Source organism: Streptomyces sp. CA-181903, from assembly GCF_050937075.1.
Taxonomy (GTDB): domain Bacteria; phylum Actinomycetota; class Actinomycetes; order Streptomycetales; family Streptomycetaceae; genus Streptomyces.
On sequence record NZ_JBNJLY010000001.1, the window covers coordinates 4,498,326 to 4,518,283 of the forward strand.

General features: G+C 74.7%; 17 protein-coding genes. 7 read left to right on the forward strand and 10 right to left on the reverse strand.

The window, feature by feature from the left end; genetic code table 11:
• Positions 1–396 precede the first annotated feature (396 nt).
• Positions 397–1,944 carry an FAD-dependent monooxygenase gene (locus ACQEVS_RS20245; protein WP_433022314.1) on the forward strand — a complete coding sequence of 516 codons (1,548 nt, stop codon included), beginning with the start codon at positions 397–399 and terminating at the stop codon, positions 1,942–1,944.
• Between the two features lie 70 nt (positions 1,945–2,014).
• Here the strand turns inward: ACQEVS_RS20245 and ACQEVS_RS20250 are convergent, their stop codons facing one another.
• The 4 genes from ACQEVS_RS20250 to ACQEVS_RS20265 all read right to left on the reverse strand — a co-directional run bounded on the left by ACQEVS_RS20250 (position 2,015) and on the right by ACQEVS_RS20265 (position 5,921).
• On the reverse strand, positions 2,015–2,611 hold the full coding sequence (locus ACQEVS_RS20250) for a DUF7691 family protein (protein WP_433022316.1): 597 nt from the start codon (positions 2,609–2,611) through the stop codon (positions 2,015–2,017).
• Positions 2,612–2,686: 75 nt separating this feature from the next.
• Positions 2,687–4,315: a transporter gene (locus ACQEVS_RS20255; protein ID WP_433022318.1), complete on the reverse strand. Its 1,629-nt coding sequence runs from the start codon at positions 4,313–4,315 to the stop codon at positions 2,687–2,689.
• The gene (locus ACQEVS_RS20260; protein ID WP_433022320.1) at positions 4,312–5,100 is read right to left on the reverse strand and encodes an ABC transporter ATP-binding protein; all 789 of its coding nucleotides are present in this window, start codon (positions 5,098–5,100) and stop codon (positions 4,312–4,314) included. The genes ACQEVS_RS20255 and ACQEVS_RS20260 overlap by 4 nt, the downstream gene beginning before the upstream one ends.
• 146 nt (positions 5,101–5,246) lie before the next feature.
• Positions 5,247–5,921, reverse strand: a complete 675-nt coding sequence (locus ACQEVS_RS20265) for a bifunctional DNA primase/polymerase (protein WP_185941426.1) — start codon at positions 5,919–5,921, stop codon at positions 5,247–5,249.
• 363 nt (positions 5,922–6,284) lie between these two features.
• Between ACQEVS_RS20265 and ACQEVS_RS20270 the strand changes: the two genes are divergently transcribed.
• The 4 genes from ACQEVS_RS20270 to purU all read left to right on the forward strand — a co-directional run bounded on the left by ACQEVS_RS20270 (position 6,285) and on the right by purU (position 11,322).
• Positions 6,285–7,673 carry a transcriptional regulator gene (locus ACQEVS_RS20270; RefSeq protein ID WP_433022322.1) on the forward strand — a complete coding sequence of 463 codons (1,389 nt, stop codon included), beginning with the start codon at positions 6,285–6,287 and terminating at the stop codon, positions 7,671–7,673.
• Between the two features lie 445 nt (positions 7,674–8,118).
• Complete coding sequence (locus tag ACQEVS_RS20275) at positions 8,119–9,666, forward strand: hypothetical protein (protein ID WP_433022324.1); 1,548 nt, start codon at positions 8,119–8,121, stop codon at positions 9,664–9,666.
• A gap of 103 nt (positions 9,667–9,769) precedes the next feature.
• Positions 9,770–10,213 carry an SCO4402 family protein gene (locus ACQEVS_RS20280; RefSeq protein WP_040890138.1) on the forward strand — a complete coding sequence of 148 codons (444 nt, stop codon included), beginning with the start codon at positions 9,770–9,772 and terminating at the stop codon, positions 10,211–10,213.
• 218 nt (positions 10,214–10,431) lie between these two features.
• A complete protein-coding gene (purU, locus tag ACQEVS_RS20285) occupies positions 10,432–11,322 on the forward strand; it encodes a formyltetrahydrofolate deformylase (protein ID WP_433022326.1) in 891 nt (296 codons plus the stop codon).
• A 68-nt stretch (positions 11,323–11,390) separates the two neighbouring features.
• On the opposite strand, the gene ACQEVS_RS20290 is transcribed toward purU, so the two are convergent.
• Positions 11,391–12,614, reverse strand: coding sequence for a zf-HC2 domain-containing protein (locus tag ACQEVS_RS20290; protein ID WP_433022328.1), 1,224 nt, complete (start codon positions 12,612–12,614; stop codon positions 11,391–11,393).
• Entirely contained in the window at positions 12,611–13,204 is a 594-nt protein-coding gene (locus tag ACQEVS_RS20295; protein WP_433022330.1) for a sigma factor, read from the reverse strand. Before ACQEVS_RS20295 ends, ACQEVS_RS20290 begins: the two co-directional genes overlap by 4 nt.
• Positions 13,205–13,733: 529 nt before the next feature.
• Here ACQEVS_RS20295 and ACQEVS_RS20300 point away from each other — a divergent pair.
• Entirely contained in the window at positions 13,734–14,105 is a 372-nt protein-coding gene (locus ACQEVS_RS20300; protein WP_433022332.1) for an STAS domain-containing protein, read from the forward strand.
• Positions 14,106–14,398: 293 nt separating this feature from the next.
• On the opposite strand, the gene ACQEVS_RS20305 is transcribed toward ACQEVS_RS20300, so the two are convergent.
• Complete coding sequence (locus ACQEVS_RS20305; RefSeq protein WP_433022334.1) at positions 14,399–15,487, reverse strand: sensor histidine kinase; 1,089 nt, start codon at positions 15,485–15,487, stop codon at positions 14,399–14,401.
• Between the two features lie 29 nt (positions 15,488–15,516).
• Positions 15,517–16,185 (reverse strand): response regulator, encoded by a 669-nt coding sequence (locus tag ACQEVS_RS20310; protein ID WP_433022336.1) that lies wholly within the window; start codon positions 16,183–16,185, stop codon positions 15,517–15,519.
• A gap of 213 nt (positions 16,186–16,398) precedes the next feature.
• Between ACQEVS_RS20310 and ACQEVS_RS20315 the strand changes: the two genes are divergently transcribed.
• Positions 16,399–17,244, forward strand: a complete 846-nt coding sequence (locus ACQEVS_RS20315) for a DUF4344 domain-containing metallopeptidase (RefSeq protein ID WP_433022338.1) — start codon at positions 16,399–16,401, stop codon at positions 17,242–17,244.
• Between the two features lie 85 nt (positions 17,245–17,329).
• On the opposite strand, the gene ACQEVS_RS20320 is transcribed toward ACQEVS_RS20315, so the two are convergent.
• Both ACQEVS_RS20320 and ACQEVS_RS20325 read right to left on the reverse strand, forming a co-directional pair.
• Positions 17,330–18,523, reverse strand: a complete 1,194-nt coding sequence (locus ACQEVS_RS20320; protein ID WP_433027736.1) for a tetratricopeptide repeat protein — start codon at positions 18,521–18,523, stop codon at positions 17,330–17,332.
• Positions 18,524–18,603: 80 nt separating this feature from the next.
• Positions 18,604–19,788, reverse strand: coding sequence for a winged helix DNA-binding domain-containing protein (locus tag ACQEVS_RS20325; RefSeq protein ID WP_433022340.1), 1,185 nt, complete (start codon positions 19,786–19,788; stop codon positions 18,604–18,606).
• Positions 19,789–19,958: the final 170 nt, after the last annotated feature.

The following is a 19,958-nucleotide window of genomic DNA, read 5'->3' on the forward strand; positions in this document are numbered from 1 at the left end:
GGTGTGACGATGGTGCCGATCCTCCGACGGCGCCGATCCAGCGACGGCGCCGATCCAGCGTCGGCGCCGGTGTGGCGACCGCGTCGATCCAGCGGCGGCGCCGGTGTCGGGCGGAACCCGTCCGCTGCCCGCCCGGCCCTCGCCCGGAGGCCGCGTGACCCCGCCCCGGCGACCGGCCGCCCCGGCGACCGGCCGCCCCGGCGACCGGCCGCCCCGGCGACCGGCCGCGCCGGGCCCTGCCCGTACCGCGCCCTCGCGCCCGCAGCCTGCCGAAACGCTCACCGAAAAGCCTCACGCCCCACGCTCCCCATGAAATTCAACAATCGTTGACATTCCATCGGCCCAGGTGTGCACTGGAAGGGAACAGGTCATAGGAATCGGCCAAAGGAGGCCGTCATGTCCGCTCGTACCGCCACACCCGCCCGCACCGAGCCGCCCGCGGACGTGCTCGTCGTCGGAGCCGGTCCGACCGGTCTGCTGCTGGCCGGGGACCTCGCCGCCGCCGGCGTGAACGTCGTGCTGTTGGAGCGGCGGAGCGCGGAGTCCAACCTCACGCGGGCCTTCGCCGTGCACGCCCGGACCCTGGAGCTCTTCGACGCGCGGGGGCTCGCCGAAGAGCTGATCGCCACCGGGCATCTGGTGGACGGGGTCCGCCTGTTCGGGCGGATGGCCATCGACCTCACCCGGCTGGAGACCCGCTTCCCGGGGGTCCTGATGACCCCGCAGTACCACGTCGAGCGCCTTCTCGAAGAGCGTGCCGCGGCGGCGGGTGCCGACATCCGGCGCGGCGTGCGCTGTACCGGACTGCGGCAGGACGCCGACGGGGTCGAGCTGGACGTCGAGGAGGCGGACGGCACCGCGCGCACGCTGCGGGCGCGGTACGCGGTCGGCACCGACGGCGTGCGCAGCACCGTCCGGCAGGCGCTCGGCATGCCGTTCCCGGGGCGGGCGGTGCTCGACTCCGTGATGCTCGCCGACGTACGGCTGGCCGCCGCGCCGCGCGAACTGCCCGCGTTCCGGGGCGGCGCCGAGGGATTCGCGTTCGTCGTCCCGTTCGGCGACGGCTGGTTCCGGATCATCGCCTGGCGGCGCGGCACCCGGCTGCCCACCGACGCCCCCGTCGACCTGGACGACCTCGAAGGCGTCACCCGCGCCCTCTTCGGCACCGACTTCGGCATCCGCGAAGCCCGCTGGACCTCCCGCTTCCACAGCGACGAGCGCCAGGTGCCCCGCTACCGGGACGGCCGGGTGTTCCTGGCCGGCGACGCCGCCCACGTCCACTCGCCCGCCGGCGGCCTGGGCATGAACGCCGGCCTCCAGGACGCCGCCAACCTGGGCTGGAAGCTCGCGGACGTCCTCCACGGCCGGTCCGGGGAAGCCCTGTTGGACAGTTACCACGACGAACGCCACCCGGTCGGCGCGCAGGTGCTGCGCGTCAGCGGTGCCATCGTCCGCGCGGTGCTGCACGACTCCCCGCTGATCCGGGGCGCGCGCAACGCCGCCGCCCGCGTCCTGCCCCTCGCCCCGGCCGTGGGGCGCCACCTGGCCCGTACCGTCTCCGGACTCGCGGTCGCCTACCCGGCACCCCCCGGCTCCCACCCGCTCACCGGCCGGCGCGCGCCCGACCTGCCGCTCGTCGAGACAGGCGACGGCCCCACCCGCCTCTACGAGGCACTGCGCGCCGGCACCCACCTCCGCGTCCTGCCGCGCGACACCGGCCCCGACGTCCCGCAGGCTCCGCCCGGCGCGCTCACCGTCACCCGCGCCGACGCCGTACGGACGGCCCTGCTCGTCCGCCCCGACGGCTACGTGGAGTCGGCGGAGGAACTGCCGCCGAGCTGGACCCTGCCGGAGGCGGGGGCAGGAACGGAAACGGAAACGGGGAAGGAGCCGACGGCACCGGCCGGACCGGAGGCCGCGGACCGGAACGCCGTCGTGGCGTGACCGGCCGGCACCGCGCGGCGGGAAACGGACGGACGTATCCGGCACCGCGGTCCGGTGCCCGTACGCCGTCTCACGACAGGAAGCCGACGACCCCGAACCCCGGCATCCGGCCCGCCGACCGCATCCAGCCGACGCACTCCTCGATCACCTCCATCGTCAGGGGATCCACGGCCCGCCGCTGCTCCTCCGTGGTGGCCTCCCACTGCGCCAGACCCTTGGCGCACGCCTCCGCCGTCCACTCGCCGTAGCCGGGCAGGTCGGTGAACGGCAGTGGGGCGGGGAGGGAGTAGGTGAGCTCGGACACGGAGACGGCGGTGATGCCCAGACCCGCCATCGCCTCGTCGAGGACGGGCAGCCACGAGGCCCGTATCGGGCAGAAGTTGGTGTTGGGAAGGCGGTAGCCGGTGAGCTCACAGAGCCTCTTGTACGCGTAGCCGTACTGGAAGGCGAACTCCTCGCCGAACGGACCGCCGTTGACCACCGCCTCCAGGGCCTGGTAGGCGGTGGGGGCGCCCCGGCTTATCTCGCTGCTGAAGTAGTCGTCGTCGGCCGCCAGATCGGCGCCGAAATTGTCGCGGACGGCGTGCAGCAGCCCCTCGTCGCGGCAGCCGATGAAGGCGCGCGCGGCGGCGAGGTCGAGCAGCGTGAGGGACATCGCGGAACTCATGGAACCACCGTAGACCCCGGCACTGACAACGCCCCGGGCCCACGGTGGCACCCCTTCCGAACAGCCCTTCCGCCCCTACGCCTTGCTCGCCGCCGCCAGGATCTCCGGCAGCCGTCGCGCCATCCGCGGCGCGGCGAACCGCAGCCCCGCCCAGGCGGCCAGCGGTCCGTAGACGACGCCGAGCGGCAGCACGGTCCACAGCAGTCCGTGGCCGTCCGTCAGGTGCAGACCGATCGTCAGCCCGATCAGCGGAGCGCACACCGCCAGTCCGGCCAGCGACCAGAGCGTGCCGAGCCAGGCGATGCCGGACTGGCCGGGGGCGACGTTCTTGAAGGCGTGGTCCTGCGGGACGGAGTACGGGTACTGCACCGAGGCGATGGCCCCCGTTCCCAGGAAGCCCCCCAGCGCCGCGAGGCTCAGGCCCAGCACCTCCGGGCACTGGTCCCACCTGCCGGTGATCGCGGCCATCGCCAGGGTGAGCGCGACGAGGTAGGGCGCCGAGATCAGGGCCAGGGCCAGCGCACGGCCGCGCAGTTCGGCGAGCGCGTCGCGCGGCGAACCGATCGTCTGGAGGACCATCCAGAAGGCCGGGCCGTCCTGACCGAACTGGTTGTACATCAGACCGGTCAGCATGATGACCGCGACGGAGATGAAGTACAGACTGTGCGAGCCCTGCACGATGTTGATCAGTGGGATCGCGACGCCGATGCCCAGCGTCGACCCCCAGGTCGTCTTGATCTTCGGATCGCGCCAGGCGTAGCGCAGCTGACGCTGGGCGGCCGTGCCCACGCGGCCGGCGGGCAGCAGGCGGGCGGCGCCCGCACCGGCCCCGCGCTCCTTCTCCGGCTTCGCCGCGGTGACGAGGGTGGAGGAGTCCGGCGAGGTCATGACCTGGGTGAGGGTGCGCTGCCACCAGAGCATCAGGAGGGCCAGCAGGGCGGCGGTCAGGGCCAGTTCCGCGGCGGCGAGACCGTACTCGCCCTCGCTCGCGGCCCGTACGGAGTCCAGCGCCGAGCCCGGCGGGATCCAGCGCGTCACGTCGGCCACCGGCTCCAGCCGGGCGAGCCCGGCCTCGCTCAACTTCCGCACCGCAAGGTTGACGAGCTGCGCCCCGACGCCGACGATCACGCCGCTGAGCAGCGCGAGGTCCTTTCCCTTGCGGCTGGACAGCAGCCGGACGTTGGCGGTGGCGACGGCCCGTGTCAGGGCCACGCACACCAGCAGCGTCAGCAGCACCGCCGGCACCGCGACGGCGAACGCCGCGGCCCCGTGCGCCGTCGCGATCACCGAGCCGATCAGGATCAGCAGCGTGAACGCCGGGCCGATGCCGATCAGCGAACTGACCAGCAGCGCGGTGATCAGCGGTGCGGGCCGCAGCGGCAGCATCGCCAGCCGCGTCGGGTCCAGGGTCTCGTCGCCGCCGGGGAAGAACAGCGGCACCACCGCCCAGCCGAGCGCGACCAGCACCGCCAGCGGCACGGTGAACGCCGCCGCGTGCTCGGCGCCGCGCAGCGCCACCAGACCGAGCAGCTGGAGCGCGCCGAACAGGGCGACGAGGACGATGGACGTGATGAAGACGGCCTTGCGCTTCTTCGACTGCCGCAGGCCGTTGCGCAGCAGCGTCAGTTTCAGACGGGCGAACAGCGGGGTCAGCGAGAGCAGGGGAGCGGCGGGTGTGGCGGGAGTGACGGTCGCGGCGGTCATCGGACGCCGCCCAGCCAGTCGAGCTCCTGGCCGTCGCTGGTCCCGCGGGCGCCCACGAGGTCGAGGAACGCGGCCTGGAGCGTCGACGCCTCCCCCCGGACCTCCTCCAAAGTGCCGTGCGCGCGAATGCGGCCCGCGGCGAGGACGGCGACCCAGGAGCAGAGGGACTCCACCAGCTCCATGACGTGACTGGAGAAGACGACCGTGGCGCCCGAGGCGGTGTAACGTTCCAGCACCCGACGGATGGACTGCGCGGAGACCGGGTCGACGCCCTCGAACGGCTCGTCCAGGAAGAGGACTTCGGGGTTGTGCAGCAGCGCCGCCGCGAGCCCGATCTTCTTGCGCATGCCGGTCGAGTAGTCGACGACGAGCTTGTGCTGCGCGCCCACGAGGTCGAGCACGTCGAGGAGCTGGGTGGCCCGCTGGTCCACCTCGTCACCGGGCAGTCCGCGCAGCCGTCCGGTGTAGGCGAGGAGTTCGCGCCCCGACAGCCGCTCGAACATCCGCAGCCCCTCGGGCAGCACGCCGATCACGGACTTGGCGGCGGCGGGATCCTCCCAGACGTCGTGCCCGGCGATCTCCACGCGCCCCGAGTCGGGCCGCAGCAGGCCGGTGACCATGGACAACGTCGTGGTCTTGCCCGCCCCGTTCGGTCCGACGAGCCCGATGAACCGGCCGGCGGGTATCTCCAGATCGATCCCGGCGACCGCCACCTGTTCGCCGAACCGCTTCCAGAGTCCCTCGACGCGCACGGCCGCGGATGTCGCTTTCCGTCCCACTGCCATCCCTCGCTCCTGGTGGTGCCCGGGGGGCGGCAGGCCCCGCCCCGTCCTCAGCCTAGGGTCGGCCGGGGACGGAAGCAGGTGACAAACGTCAGCGACTTCCGGACGACGTATCCGCTGGTCCGGGGGGCTCGCGGAGGCGCCGGCCGCTACCGGCCCCGCGCCTCCGCGGACTGTCCGCCGCAGGCGTAGGCGAGCGCGCTGACCAGTTCCTCCGCGTCCGGCAGCCAGCGGTTGGCGGCGGTGGGCTGGCGCGCCCACTGGACGGCGCCGCGGTTGCCCACCCGGCTCGGCGGCGCCACCACGTAGTCGCCCTCGCCCCGCGCCACCAGGTCCAGTGAGGAGGGGCGCCAGCCCAGCTTGCGCGCCGCGTCCGCGACCTTGAGCGCCCCGCCCGGCAGGACGAAGAAGAGCATCCGGCGGAACGGGGTGCTGGTGATCGGGCCCAGCTCGATGCCCATCCGCTCCATGCGGGCCAGCGCCAGGCAGCCGGCGGACTCGGAGACGTCCAGGGCGTCGAACGTCCGCCCGGTCGGCAGCAGGACCGCGGCGCCCGGGTGTTTGGCCCACATCCGGCGCGCGCCGACCGCGCTGCCGGTGGCCTGCGTGGCCCAGTCCGGCCGGGCCGGGTGGGCGCCGGGGGCGGGGCAGTCGAGGTCGCCGCAGGAGCAGCGTTCCCGGCCGTCCACGGCCTCCAGCCAGGTGCCGGCGAAAACGTCCCAGTGCCGCTCTTCCGCGTACCGCACCGCGGCGTCGAGGACGCGCTCGCCGCGTTGTTGGGGAATGCGCGGGGTCCCTACTCCGATCGTCTCTTCCACGTTCATCACAACTCCCCTTGTCACCAGGGGTTACGGGCCGTCCCGGGGGTGCATGGGGGCAGCGGGGATCAGCACACGGGGCGCACGGATGCATGTGCGGGGGCGCAGAGGCGGCTTCGCCCCGGGAGGGGGGTAGCCACCTGCGAGCAGGAAGCCGGCACAGCCGACGCATTCATCAACGCTCTGGCATCAATACGGGAAAGTCCGGCATTCTCAGGACATTGGGGGGAAAGATCGCAGAGGAAGGCGCTCTCAGCTGTCCCAGCTTCTCCGTACTTCGCGAGGTCCCTCGCGAAGAACCCCGTGACGGACTCCGCGAGGAAATCCGCGAAGTCCTTCGCGAACGCATAGCAGTCTCAGGGGGTACAGATGGCCGCACGGCCACTCGTCGCGCGGCAGCCGAACGAACGGCTGCAGGCGCTCATCCAGGAGGCCGGCTGCTCCAACGCCGGCCTGGCGCGCCGCGTCAACATGTGCGGCGCCGAGCACGGCCTTGATCTCCGTTACGACAAGACGTCCGTCGCCCGCTGGCTGCGCGGTCAGCAGCCCCGCGGGCGCGCCCCGGCCGTCATCGCCGAGGCCCTCGGCCGCAAGCTGGGCCGGACGGTCACCATCGACGAGATCGGCATGGCCAACGGCAAGAACCTCGCCTCGGGCGTGGGCCTGCAGTTCTCCCCGACCGTCATGGGAGCGATCGAGCAGGTCTGCGAGCTGTGGCGGAGCGACGTCGGCCGGCGCGACTTCCTCAGCGGCACCTCGGTGGCCTCGTCCGCGCTGGTCGAGCCCAGCCGCGACTGGCTGATCACCGGCGCCGACCCGCAGGTCGCGCGGAGCGCGGGCGCCCGGGTCGGGGTGTCGGACGTGGAGGCGGTCCGCGCCACCACCGAGGCGCTCGTCGAACTCGACCACCGGTACGGGAGCGGGCACGTCCGCCCGGTCGTCGTCCACTACCTGAACAGCGTCGTCTCCGGGCTGCTCGCCGGCTCGTACCGGGAGGCGGTCGGACGCGAACTCTTCGCCGCCGTCGCACGGCTGACCGAACTCGCGGGCTACATGGCCGTCGACACCGGGCAGCCGGGGCTCGCCCAGCGCTACTACATCCAGGCCCTGCGGCTCGCGCAGGCCGCGGGCGACCGCGGTTACGGCGGCTACGTACTCGCCGCCAGCATGAGCCACCTCGCCGCGTCGCTCGGCAACCCCCGCGAGATCGCCCAGCTCGCGAAGGCGGCACAGGAGGGCGCCCGGGGGCAGGTCACACCGCGGGTCGAGGCGATGTTCCACGCGGCGGAGGCCCGCGGGCACGCGCTCCTCGGCGACGCCCGGTCCTGCCAGACCGTCGCCGCGAAGGCCATCACCAAGCTCGAACAGGCCGACGGAGGCATGGACTCGGGCGACGACCCGCCGTGGATCCGGCACTTCGACCGCGCGTACCTCTCGGACGAACTGGCCCACTGCCACCGCGACCTGGGCCAGTCCGAACCGGCCCGCCGGCACGCGGAGGACGCCCTCGCCAACCACCCGGAGGGCCGCGTCCGCCGCCGCGCCATCGGCCTCCTGCTCCTCGCCACCGCACACGTGCAGCAACGCGAGGTGGAAGAAGCCTGCGCGATGGGCACCCGGGCCCTGGAACTCCTCGGCACCCTCCGGTCCAACCGCGGCGCGGAGTACCTGGAGGACTTCCAGCAACGCCTCCAGCCGTTCCGGGACGAGCCGGTGGTACGGGACTTCGGGGCGCGGATGGAGATGCAGGCGGCTTAGGGGGAGGGGGCGGGACCGTCGGGCGGGCTGACTGTTCAGCCCGTCCGGCGTTTGAGGACAACCGCGCGGAGCGCGGTTTCGGGGGCTGGGGGCCCGCCCCCAGGAAGCGGCGAAGGGGCGGGACCGGGGCCCCACCCCCTCCGGGCCGCAACGTGGCCTGCCGCCAAGTCACCGGGTAGCGTGAGCCGCCGTTCCGTACCCGTACAGCATGAGGAGTCCCGGTGACGCAGAGCGGACAGGGAAACGAGCCGCAATTCCCTGCGACCCCGCCGGGCGGCGGGCAACGGACGCCGCTGCCACCCGAGATGCCTCCGCCCGGCGCCGGCGCCGCGCCCCGAATACCCGGCGCGCCCGTCCCCCGCAGGGACTGGGCCCGGCGGCGCGCGCCTTCGAGCCCGTACCGCCCCTGCCGGGCCGCGCCCCGGCGCCCGAGTACCTGCCGCCCGTGGCGGGCGCGGGCGCGGGTGTCGGCGGTGGCGAGGACGAGCCGGCCACGCAGTATTTCCCGCCGTTCCAGGAGTCGCCGTTCCAGGAGTCGTCGGCCCCCGCGCCGAACGGCGACGGGGAGGCGACGCGCTACCTGCCTCCGGTCACTCCCGGCACTCCTCCCACCGGAACCGCCGCGGACTCCGCCGCCACGCAGTACCTCCCGCCGATCCCGGGCGGGACCTCGGCCGGCCCTCCGTCGGACGCGGCGTCGGCCGCGACGCAGTTCCTGCCGCCGGTTCCCGGCGCACCGGCCGCCGGTCCGCCCGCCGGGGAGGCGGCCACCCAGTACCTGCCGCCGGTGCCCGGCCCGTCGTCCGCCGGTTCGCCCGCCGGTTCGTCCGCCGGGGAAGCGGCGACCCGGTACCTCCCGCCGGTGCCGGGCGGTCCCGCCGGAGCCGGCCCCGACGCGGGGTCGGCAGCTACGCAGTTCCTGCCGCCCGTCCAAGGGGCCATGGGGAACCCCGCCGCTCCCGGTGACTCGGCCGCCACGCAGTACCTCCCGCCGGTCGTTCCCGGAGCGGCAGGGGTGGCGGGCACGGCAGGTGGGGCAGGCGCGGCGGGAGCCTCGGCGGCGGCGGGCGCCCCGGCTGCCGGCGACCGCAGCACCCCGCCCGCCGAGTTCGACACCCTCTTCCGCCAGTCGGCCGCCTCCTTCCGTGAGGCGACCGCACAGCCCGGCCCCGCGGGCGCCGGCGCCCCGGCGGCACCGCCCGGCCCCCGTCTGCCCGGCGCCCACGCCGGCCCCGCCGGCCCGCGCGTCCCCGGCTCCCCGCCGCCCGGGGCCGCCGCTCCGGCCGCCGGCTACGCGCCGCCCCCGCCCGCCCCGGCGAAGCCGGCCCGCTCGGGCCGGGGCCGGAGCGTCGCCGTGATCGGCGGCGTCGTGGCCGGCTGCGCCGTCGCCGGACTCGCCGCGGGAGCGTTCTTCTGGGGCGGAGGTGACGACAAGGGCAAGGAACAGGAGCCCCAGAAGGCCGCCTCGGTCGCGACGGAACCGAGTGCGTCGGCCGGCCCCGACAGCGCCAAGAGCAAGCAGCCCAAGCCCGCGGACCCGGGGGAGGGCCAGGCCAAGGCGCTGGACGCGCTGCTCCAGGACAGCGGCAGCAGCCGGGGCGCGGTCATCCGGGCCGTGGACGCCACCAGGAACTGCAAGGACCTCGGCAAGTCGGCGGGCGACCTCCGCGACGCCGCGAAGGACCGGAACGGCCTGGTCGACCGGCTGCGGACGACCTCCGTGGACAAACTGCCCGGCCACGGCGACCTCACCGCCCAGCTCACCAAGGCGTGGCAGTCGTCCGCGTCCGCGGACACCCACTACGCGGCCTGGGCCGATCAGGTCGGCGGCAAGCACGGCTGCCACAAGGGCCACGCCCGTCCCAGCAAGGAGGCCCTCGCCGGCGACCGGGCCAGCGGTGAGGCGACGGCCGCCAAGAAGCGGGCGGCCGACCTGTGGAACCCGATCGCGAAGAAGTACGGACTGCCGCAGCGCCAGTGGACGCAGCTCTGACGCCGACCGGCACCCGTGGACACGAAGCCGGAACGGGAACGTACGATCGATCGCTGTGCAAGGTTCGGAGAAGTCTTCCCGTCGCGGCCGTCGCTCGACCACCATGGACGGCATGCCGCTCAATGACATGCCATGGTGGCGCTGGCGGGCGAACGTCCGCTCGGCGCTGCACATGCTCTCGGACCCGGCCTTCCAGCAGGAGTGCTGGCTGACCGGGCGCGAAGGGTACGGAGACGTGACCGACGCCGTCTACCGCCTGGTCGAGGACACCTGGCTGGACAACTGGTCGGCGGAGAAATACGTCGGTACGGTCTTCCGCGACTCGGGCGAGGCCGCCCTGGTGGACGTGGCGGTCCTGCGCGTGCTGCGGATCATGCACCAGGTCGGCGCCGACGCGCCGGTCTCGGCCTACCTGGAGCACCACGGCTGGCCCGAGGCCGTCCGGGCGGCCCGCGAGGCGCACGTCCGGCTGGCGGCGGGGGACGGGGACGACCCGGACGTACCGCCGCGCTCCCTGCCCGTCCTGGCCGTCCTGACGAAGGTCTGACCGGGGCGGTCCGGCCCCGCCTTGGTCCGCGGGGCCGGGACGACGCCGCGCCGGCCGGACGAGACCGTACGTGCCGGGGCCCCGCGCCCCGGCCCGACTCAGGCCCGCACCCCGGTCCCACTCACGTCCGCACCCCGGTCCCACGCCGGCCCCGCACCCCGGCCCCGCGGAACCGAGTGGTCCGGTGGAGCCCCGCGGGTATGCGACGCTATTGGGCTATGAACGCCTCGCAGCCGGCGCCGCCCGCGCGGACCGCACAGCCCGACCAGTACGTCCTCACCCTCTCCTGCCCGGACAAGCAGGGCATCGTCCACGCGGTGTCCAGCTACCTCTTCATGACCGGTTGCAACATCGAGGACAGCCAGCAGTTCGGCGACCACGACACCGGGCTGTTCTTCATGCGGGTGCACTTCGGCGCCGAGGCCCCGGTGACGCTGGAGAAGCTGCGGGCCAGCTTCGCCGCCATCGGCGACGCGTTCCACATGGACTGGCAGATCCACCGCGCCGACGAGAAGATGCGCATCGTCCTGATGGTGTCCAAGTTCGGGCACTGCCTCAACGACCTGCTCTTCCGCTCCCGGATCGGCGCTCTGCCGGTGGAGATCGCGGCGGTCGTCTCCAACCACACCGACTTCGCCGAGCTCGTCGGCTCCTACGGCATCCCCTTCCACCACATTCCGGTGACGAAGGACACCAAGCAGGAGGCCGAGGCGCGGCTGCTGGAGATCGTCCGCGACGAGAAGGTCGAACTGGTCGTCCTCGCCCGCTATATGCAGGTGCTTTCGGACAGCCTCTGCAAGGAGCTGTCGGGCCGGATCATCAACATCCACCACTCCTTCCTGCCGAGCTTCAAGGGCGCGAAGCCGTACCACCAGGCGCACGCCCGCGGTGTGAAGCTGATCGGTGCCACCGCGCACTACGTCACCGCCGACCTCGACGAGGGCCCGATCATCGAGCAGGAGGTCGAGCGGGTCGGCCACGAGGTGACCCCCGAGCAACTGGTCGCCATCGGCCGGGACGTGGAGTGCCAGGCCCTGGCCCGCGCGGTGAAGTGGCACAGCGAGCACCGGGTGCTGCTGAACGGCCGCCGCACGGTCGTCTTCGCGTAAGACCGTCTCGCGGCCGCCCGGGCCCGCCCGCGTTCGCGGGCCCGGCGGTTGCCCCCCTCTTCCCGCCGCTACAGCCGTGACAGCGAGGCCGTGGCGAAGAGGACGTCCCGGATGGCCTCCGGGTCCCCGTCCTGCCCGGCCGCGGCGTCCTGCGGCTCGACCCGCCCGGCGGCGAGCCGGCTGAACTCCAGCCCGTCGAGCGCCACATGGGCCACTTCCGTCTGCGGCGAGGCGCGGGCCGTGGGGGAGTCCAGGGCGATGTACCAGTGGCCGCCGCCACTGCCCTCCACCTCCAGGTGGAGCGTGCGTCCCGGGGCGCCGGCGGTGGTCAGCACGTGCGGCGGGGGTGCCAGTCCGGCGCGGCGACGGCCGGCGATCGCGCCCGGCAGCATCCGGGCCGCCAGGTCGATCATCCGGTGCAGATGGGACGGCGCCGGCGGCTCGTACGGGTACGCGACCGCGTCGGCGACGTCCTCCGCGTGCACCCAGCACTCGAAGGCGCGGTCGAGGAAGGCGTCCCGCAGCGGAAGACTGAACGGGCCGTACTCGACGCTCGTGGCGGCCGTGGCCCCCGCGTTCCCGGCGTCATCGCTGTCCCCCGCGTTTCCGGCGGCGAAGGAAGCGCTCCTTATCAGGGCGCGGCTCTGGTCGCGCCAGGCCGCGTGGGCGCTGCCGGAGGGCCGGCCCTCCTCGGCCGACCACAGGGCCTCCGTGCGTCTGTCGGGCGACACCGGCCCGCGGCCGACGGGCGCCTCCGCCGCTCCGCCGCCGGACAGGACGGCCATCGCGGCGGCCGGCACCGGCACCGGGTCGGGCAGGCCCAGCGAGCCGGCGACGAGGCCGTCCACCGCCGTGAGGTGGCTGATCACGGCGGCCACGCTGACCTCCCGTTCGGCGGGCCGGTGCCCGTCGAACCAGGCGAGCCGCACCGGCGCCCGCCAGTCCTGCTCGCCGATGTCCCGCAGCAGGGCGTCGAGGCGGGCCGTCTCCGCCTCGTAGGGTGCGGCCCAGCCGGGCACCGGGATCCGGGCCGGGCGGCGGCCGAGGCAGTGCGCGAGCACCCGGGAGCGCAGGGACGGGTCGAGGTCGAGGCTGTCCTCGGGATGCAGTAAAGCGACCGCGTCCCGCAGCCGGACGGCCTCTTCGGCGCAGGAGGCGCAGTCGGTCAGGTGCTCTTCGACGGCCGCGGTCTCGTCGGGCGAGCAGGCGGCCAGCGCCCAGGCGCCGAGCAGCGACGTGAGCGCGGGATGCGGCCGGGAGAGCCGGGACGGCCGGAGCGGGTGCCCGGTCATCGCGGGTCTCCGCCGGGGGAGGCCGGTGGCGGGCCGCCCGCGCGGTGGCCCGGCCGGCGCGGGCCGTGGGCGGTGGAGAGCAACTGGAGCCCCAGACGCAGCCGGCGGCGCGCCTCGTCCTCGGTGACGCCCAGGCCGGCGGCGGCCCGGCGGTAGTCGAGGCGGCGGGTGTAGGCGAGGTCCAGGGCCTCGCGCAGGGGTGCGGGCATGGAGCCGACGATGTAGTCGGCGCGGGCGGCGGCGGAGGCCGCGCGGACGCGTTCGTCGATCTCCTCGGGGGTGGCCGGGCCGCCGGGGCCGTCGCTCTCCGACCGGCGCAGCCGGGCGACGGCCTGCCGGTGGGTGAGGTCGGCGAGCCAGGAGCGCAGCGGGCCCTGCCGGGGGTCCCACTCGCCGGGGTGCTCCCAGACGTGCCCGAAGACGTCGCGCGTGATCCGGTCGGCGCCGGCCTCGTCGCCGAGGACGCGGTGGGCGAGGCCGTGCACGAGGGAGGCGAAGCGGTCGTACAGCTCGCCGAGCGCGGCCGCCTCGCCGTGCGCGAGCCGCTGCTGCATCCTCCGGTCCCACCGTGGTGGTGCGTCCGTCGTCATCCGCCCCTCCTCCCGTGCGTCGTCATGACGCCCGCACTTCGCAATGTAACGGGAGGGTCCGACAACGGGCGCTCGTTCGGACGGAAATCCGGGCAACTCCGGGGAAGATCAGGGAAGCGCGGGCACGCGGCCGTCGCGGGTGATAGGGCTTGACGGAGCCGCGGCGCCGCCGGCCGCCGGCGCGGGGATCCGGGGCGGCCGCCTCGTCCTCGCAGGTGGCGGCTGGGACGACGGCGCACCCGTCGGCCGTCCATCAGGCGATCGGTGTTTGACCGGACATGCTCGAATGTGCCGATGTGTTATGCGGGTGTGACCGGATCCGAGGGGAGGGCGGGTCCGGGCTGGGCATAGGGTCAAGGCGGTGGTTTATGCCAGACGGCAATTCGCGGCGGATCCGGCTCCGGATCCCCGGGGGTCGTGCGACCGTCGCGGAGCGCACGGGACGGCGGCCAGACCGCGGAAGGGCTCAGTCCGGAATTGCGCCGGAAAGCGCGAACAGCCGGCGGACCGAGTGGAAGGGCTCGAACGCGTGACGTTGAAGGTGTGGGAGCGCGAGCAGGGGAACTGGGCCGTGCTCCAGGTCAGCGGCGAGATGGATCTGGTGACCTCCCCGGCGGTCCGGCAGCGCGTGCACGACGCGGTGGCGGAGGGACGGCGGAGTCTGGTGCTCGACCTCGGCGAGGTGCGGTTCTGCGACTCCAGCGGGGTCGGCGTGCTCATCGCCGCCCGGCGGCTGATGCGCTCCTGCCAGGGCCGGCTGCGGCTGATCCTGCCCGCCCAGGGGGCGGTCGAGGGATCGCACGTCAACAGGGTGCTCGCCGCGCTCGGCGTGCGGCGCCTCTTCGACGTCTACCCGGATCTGGCGAGCGCCACCGCCGAGACCGACCCCCTCTCGGCCTAGCGACGAGCGGCCTGGCGACGAGACCGAGCCCCTCCCGGCCCAGCCGTCCGAACGGTCGGGCCGCCGCCCCGCGTTCGGGGCTGTCAGGCATGCCCGGAGACGCCGCACGGCGACTTCGTCCGGGGGCACACGTGTCGGCTCCCGGCCGGCTCTGGCCTGTGCCGCACGGTCCCCACTGCGCGGAAGCGCACGATCTCCACCGAGCGGAGGCGCACGGTCCCCACCGCGCGGAGGCCGCGTGCTCATCCACCGCCCGGAGGCCGAACGCTCATCACCGCACGGAAGCCGCACGCTCATCCCCCACGCGGAAAGCGCGCCCGCACCACGAACCCGTCGTCCTCCGTCGGCGCCGCCTCCAGCGTGCCGCCGAGGCTCTGCGCGCGTTCCCGCAGCCCCACCAGGCCGTGGCCGCCGCCGGGCAGCCCGGGCGCCGGGACGGCGGAGTCGGCCGGTCCGTTGCGGACCTCGACGCGCAGTCCGTCGTTCGGCTCGTCCACCCGCACCCGCACCTTCGCCCCGGGCGCGTGTTTGCGCACGTTCGTCAGCGCCTCCTGCACGGTGCGGAAGGCGGCCCGTTCGACCGCCTCCGAGCGTTCGGCGGCCGGGTCGTACGCGGCCTCGTACGTGACGTCGAGCGCGCTCAGTTCGATCAGCCGGGGCAGGTCGGCGAGCTTCGGCTGCGGCGTCAGTTCCTCGGTGTCCGCGCCCGCGGCCCGCAGGATGCCGACCATGTGGCGCAGTTCGTCCAGCGTGCGCACCGAGAGCTCGCGGATGGTCCGCGCCCCGGCGCGGGCCCGGGTGTCGGCCGTGCTGACCTGCACGGCGCCCGCCTGAAGGCTGATCAGGCTCACCTGGTGGGCGACGATGTCGTGCATCTCGCGGGCGAGCCGGGCGCGTTCGGTGGCCAGCACCCGGTCGGCGAGGAGCCGGTCCTCGCGGGCCCGGCTGCGGGTCAGTTCGTCCAGCCGGGCGGCCAGTTCGCGGCGGGTCCGGGAGAGCAGTCCCACCGCGATCGGCGCCGCCGCGATGACGACCGCGTTGATCGCGTCCAGCGCCAGCCCGCGCGGATCGTCCACCGGGAGGTGGGAGACGGGGTAGGGCAGGAAGTGGACGACGGCGAAGAGCAGGCCGGTGACGCCCAGCAGCCGCCGGTCGGGCCGGCGCACAGCCGCCACCGTGTAGAGCGCGATCAGCGGCGCGAACCAGATGTAGCCGATGTAGAAGCCCGGCAGAACGGCCAGGAAGACGGCCACGGGGAAGCGCCGCCGCCACAGCAGCGCCACGGCGGCCGCCAGGGAGAGCAGCAGGGCGGCGCCGGGCGTCACCCCGTTGACCAGGAGGGCGTCGGCGACGGCCAGCGCCACGGGCGCGACGAGCGGCACCCAGGCCGGCCGGCTCCGCGCCCGGGGTCTCACCGGACGCCGTCCCCGGGCCGTGGCACGGGCACCAGCCCCGCGCGGTCGGCCACGACGGCCGCCTGCACCCGGTTGATCCCGCCGAGCTTCCCGAGGACCGCGCGGACGTGATCCTTGACCGTGCTGGGCGCCAGGCCCATGCGCGCGGCGATCTGCGGGTTCGCCAGCCCGGCGCCGACGTGGGCCAGCACCTCGCGCTCGCGCGGGGTCAGGCTTCCCACCGCCTCGGCGGCCGAGGCCCCGGCGCCCGCCGCGAGATAGCCGCCGATCACGGTCCTGGTGACCCCGGGGTCGAGCACGCTGCCCCCGGCGGCGAGCGTGCGGACGGCCCGGACGAGCTGGTCGGGGTCGGTGTCCTTGAGCAGGAACCCGGCCGCTCCGCCGCGCAGCGCGGCGGCCAGGTACTCGTCCGCGTCGAACGTGGTGAGCATGGCGACGGCGGGCGGCTCCGGCGCGGCCCGCAGGGCGCGCAGCACGGTCAGCCCGGAGACGTCGGGCATCCGCACGTCGAGGAGGACGACGTCGGGCGCGCAGGCGAGAACGGTGGCCACGGCGTCGCCGCCCCCGCAGTCCGCGACGACGTCGATGTCCCGGGCCGTGCCCAGGATCATCCGCAGTCCGGACCGGACCAACTGCTCGTCGTCCACCACAGCGACACGGATCAACGCCCGCTCCCTCGTCCCTTTCACACCAGGAGCCTCTGGGGGCTCTTGGCACCTTCCAGCCTGCCGTACCGGCACGGGGAAAGCGGAATCCAATGCTCCGCCGGTCGGCCGGAACCGGGCGGCCACGACCGGACGGCCGGGACCGGACGGCGACGGCGGCCGGCGGACCGGGTGGATTTCCCTCCCGGTCTGCCGTCCGGCAGAGTGCTGCCCATGCTGCACCATGCCGGGCCCGGCCCTCGTACGCCGTCCCGCGCACGGTACGTCCGTATTCTGCCCGCGGCGCTGGCCTGCGCCTTCATGGCCACGGCCTGCGGCGGCGGAGGAGGCGGGGGAACGGACGACCGCACGACCCCGCGTCCCGGAAACGGAGTGACCGTCTCCTACCGGACGGCCGACGGCGGGGACGCGGAGCACCTGGTCTTCCTGCGCGGCCGGCGGCTCGCCGAGCGGGTCGCGGACGACCTGAACGCCGCGCTCCGGCTGCCCCGGCGGATCGCGATCGTCGGCCGCTCCTGCGCCGAGGACGACGTCCCCGAGTACGACCCGGAGACCGGCCGGGTCGGCCTCTGCTACGGCTACGTCGGCGAGGTCCGCGCGATGTTCCGCGCGGCCCACGACCCGGACGTGCCCGGCCGCACCGCCGGAGTGATCACCGAGACCCTGTACCACGAGGTCGCCCACGCCCTCATCGACCGGCTGGACCTGCGGTTCACCGGGCGCGAGGAGGACGTCGCCGACCAGTTCGCCGCGTACCGGCTGCTCTCGCGCGGCGCCGAGGGCCGGGCCGCGCTGCGGGCCGCCGCCGACAACTACGCCCAGTACGCCGCCGACGACCCCGAGGACGGCGACCCCAGCGACGAGCACGCCCCGGACGCCGTCCGCAGCGCCAACTACCTCTGCTACCTGTACGGTTCCGCCGACGACGGCGACCGCGAGCCCGTCGACGGCAAACGGCTCACCCGTGAACGGGCCGGGCAGTGCGCGGACGAGTACCGCGCCCTGCGCCGCGGCTGGGAGGCGCTGTTGACGCCGTACGCCGTACGGGGCGGAAACTGACCGGGGACGGGCTGTTCAGCCCGTCCGGCATGTGAGGACGAGCGGCGAAGCCGTGGCAAGGGGGTCGGGGCCCCCTCCGGCCCGCTCACCCGCACGGCCGCCGCAGCCGTACCGGCGGCGCCGGGCCCAGCGTCGTCGTGCCGGGCGCGGCACGGTGGCCGAGCCCCGTCCGGTACGCGTTCAGCGCCGCCTGAGTGCGTCCGGTCCGCCGCAGCAGGTCCCCGAGCAGCCGGCACAGGTCGGCCAGGTCACCGGCCGCCCCGGTGCGTTCCAGCAGCGACAGGGCCGCGCAATAGTGCTCCTCCGCCGCATCGGTGTCACCCCGGTCCTCCGCCATCAGGCCGAGCAGCCGGTGCGCCCCGCCCGCGTGCACGGCGCCCCGCTCGGCCCCCAGCGCGGCCGGAGTCAGCAGCGGGGCCAGCAGACCGGCGGCCTCGTCGGCCTTGCCGCGCCGCCGCAGCACGTCCGCGAGCTCCACTTCCACCTGGACGGTGAACAACGGTGCCCGCTTGGCGGCCAGCATCGCGCGCGCCGTGCGCAGTTCGCGCTCCGCGGCGCCCAGTTGCCCGTTCTGGGCGTGGACGTAGCCGCGCGCCCGGTGGCAGTGCGCCAGTTCGGTGCGGAACCGCCGGCTCCGGCACAGCTCCTGGGCCCTGGCCAGCGAGGTGTCCGCCTCGGCGAACCGCCCCTCGACGACGAGCGTCCTGGCCGCCCCCCGCAGCGCGCCCGCCACCAGCACCGGATCGTCCACCTGCGCCGTGAGCGCCAGCGCGAGATCCGCGGCGCGCGCGGCCCGTGCGTACGCCCCGAGGTCGACGTACGGCGCGATGGCCGCCGTGTGCAGGGCGAGCAGCGCCCGCGGGTCCCCCGCGCCCGCGGCGTCGAGCTCGTCCAGCGCGGTCTCCAGCAGGTGGCAGCAGTACCGCAGTTCGCCCGCCAGCAGGTGCGCGGTGGCGCGCCCCCGGCGGGCGGGCGCCCGGTGCGCCGGCGGCTCGTCCGCGAGCAGCAACTCCGCCTCCGCGAAGTGGTCGCGCGCGTCGCTCAGTTCGCCGGACTCCAGGGCACAGTCCCCGAGGCCGACGAGCGCCGCCGCCCACTCGGGGACGAGGCCGAGCCGGGCGGCCTCCTCCTGTAGTACGCGGTAGATTTCGGCGGCTTCCGCCGCCGCCCCCCAGTGCAGGACGTCCCGGGCCTCGGCAAGGCGCGGAACGATGTCGTCCGGCTCGTGGGCCGGCATCCCCTTCATGCTGTTCTCGGCCACTTCAACCCCCCGGTACATGACGCCGTCGTCGAGGTGGCGGGTTGCGTCCACACAGGGTCATCCATGCCCGGGACGGGGCCGTCGCACGGCGATCCGCCCTAATTCGCCAACTCCCGCTCCAGCGGCGCGCGGTACCGGGGTGTGACGCGCACGGCGCCGATCCACGCGGTCAGCCGTTCCGCCTCGGCCTCGACCGCGGCGGCCCCCTCGCGGCCCACGTCGGTGAGCAGCCGCCACACCACCTCGCCGTCCGCGCGCTGCGTCCACGCGCCCACCACGCGGCCGTTCCACCAGACCGTGGGGCCCGCGTTGCCGGCGCGGTCGAAGAGGGCGGGGACGTGCTCGGGCGGCAGGTACCAGTCGCGGTGGCGCCAGCCCATCGTCGTCGGATCAAGGCAGGGCAGCAGGGCGGCCCACGGCCCCACCGGGGGCGTCTCCTCCTCCGGCTGGCCGGGCAGCGCGCGGCCGGGCCCGCAGTCCAGCTCCACGTCCACCGCGCCCGCGTCGGCGAGCGCCTTCCGGGTGTCGCCGAGCGACCAGCCGGTCCACCACTTGAGGTCCGTCTCGGTGGCCGGCCCGAACGAGTCGAGCCAGCGGCGTGCCAGTTCGGCCTTGGCCTCCCGCACGGGCGGCTCGGGCAGCCGCTCCGCGGCCGCCCAGGGGAACATGCTGCTCGTCCAGGAGCCGCGCGGCCGGGCGCGGCGTATGTGGCCGTCGGCGGCCAGCAGCCGCAGGACGCGGCTGCCGACGCTCTGCCGCGCGGCATAAGGCTTGTCCGGGGACGTCAGGATCGTCTCCCGCAGGGCGGGCACGTCCTTGTTGAGCTCGGCTGTCGTGGCCTCGCCGCGGACCGCGAGCGCGTCGAGGGCGGCGCGTTCGGTGGCCGCGAGCCGTTCCTCGTCCCAGTGCGCCCCTTCCTCGATGTTTTCGCGGAGATGCTTCAGCAACTGCGCACGCTCGCGGGCGGCGATGGCCCGTGCGGTCGACGAGCCGACGTAGGGGGCGAGTTCGGTGGTGACGGCGAAGAGGGTGCGCCGCATGGAGAGCAGCTTCACCAGCGTGACGTCCTCGTACAGCGCCCGGTCCACCTCGTCCGCCGCCGGCTCCGCCAGCCGGGCGCAGACGGACAGGTACACGGTCGCCGGGTCCGTCGCGTGCAGGGCCACGACGGCGTCGGCGACCTCCTCGGCCGACCCGGCCCGGTACGCGGGTGCCAGGAGGTGGCGGCGTCCGACGCGGGCACGGCGCTGATCGTCGCTGAAGCGGGGGCGGGGGCTGCTCATGACCGCAGAGTAGACGGCATATAGGCCGGATCCCGACCTACTTCGGCGGGGTGTCCGGCCGCCGGGGAGGGGGCCGCGGGCCGTCCGGGACCTCTCTCGGGGGCGCGGATCCGGGACAACCCTGACAGGAATTCAGGGGAACGTCGGGGCTCTCCCGGATGGGCCGGGAG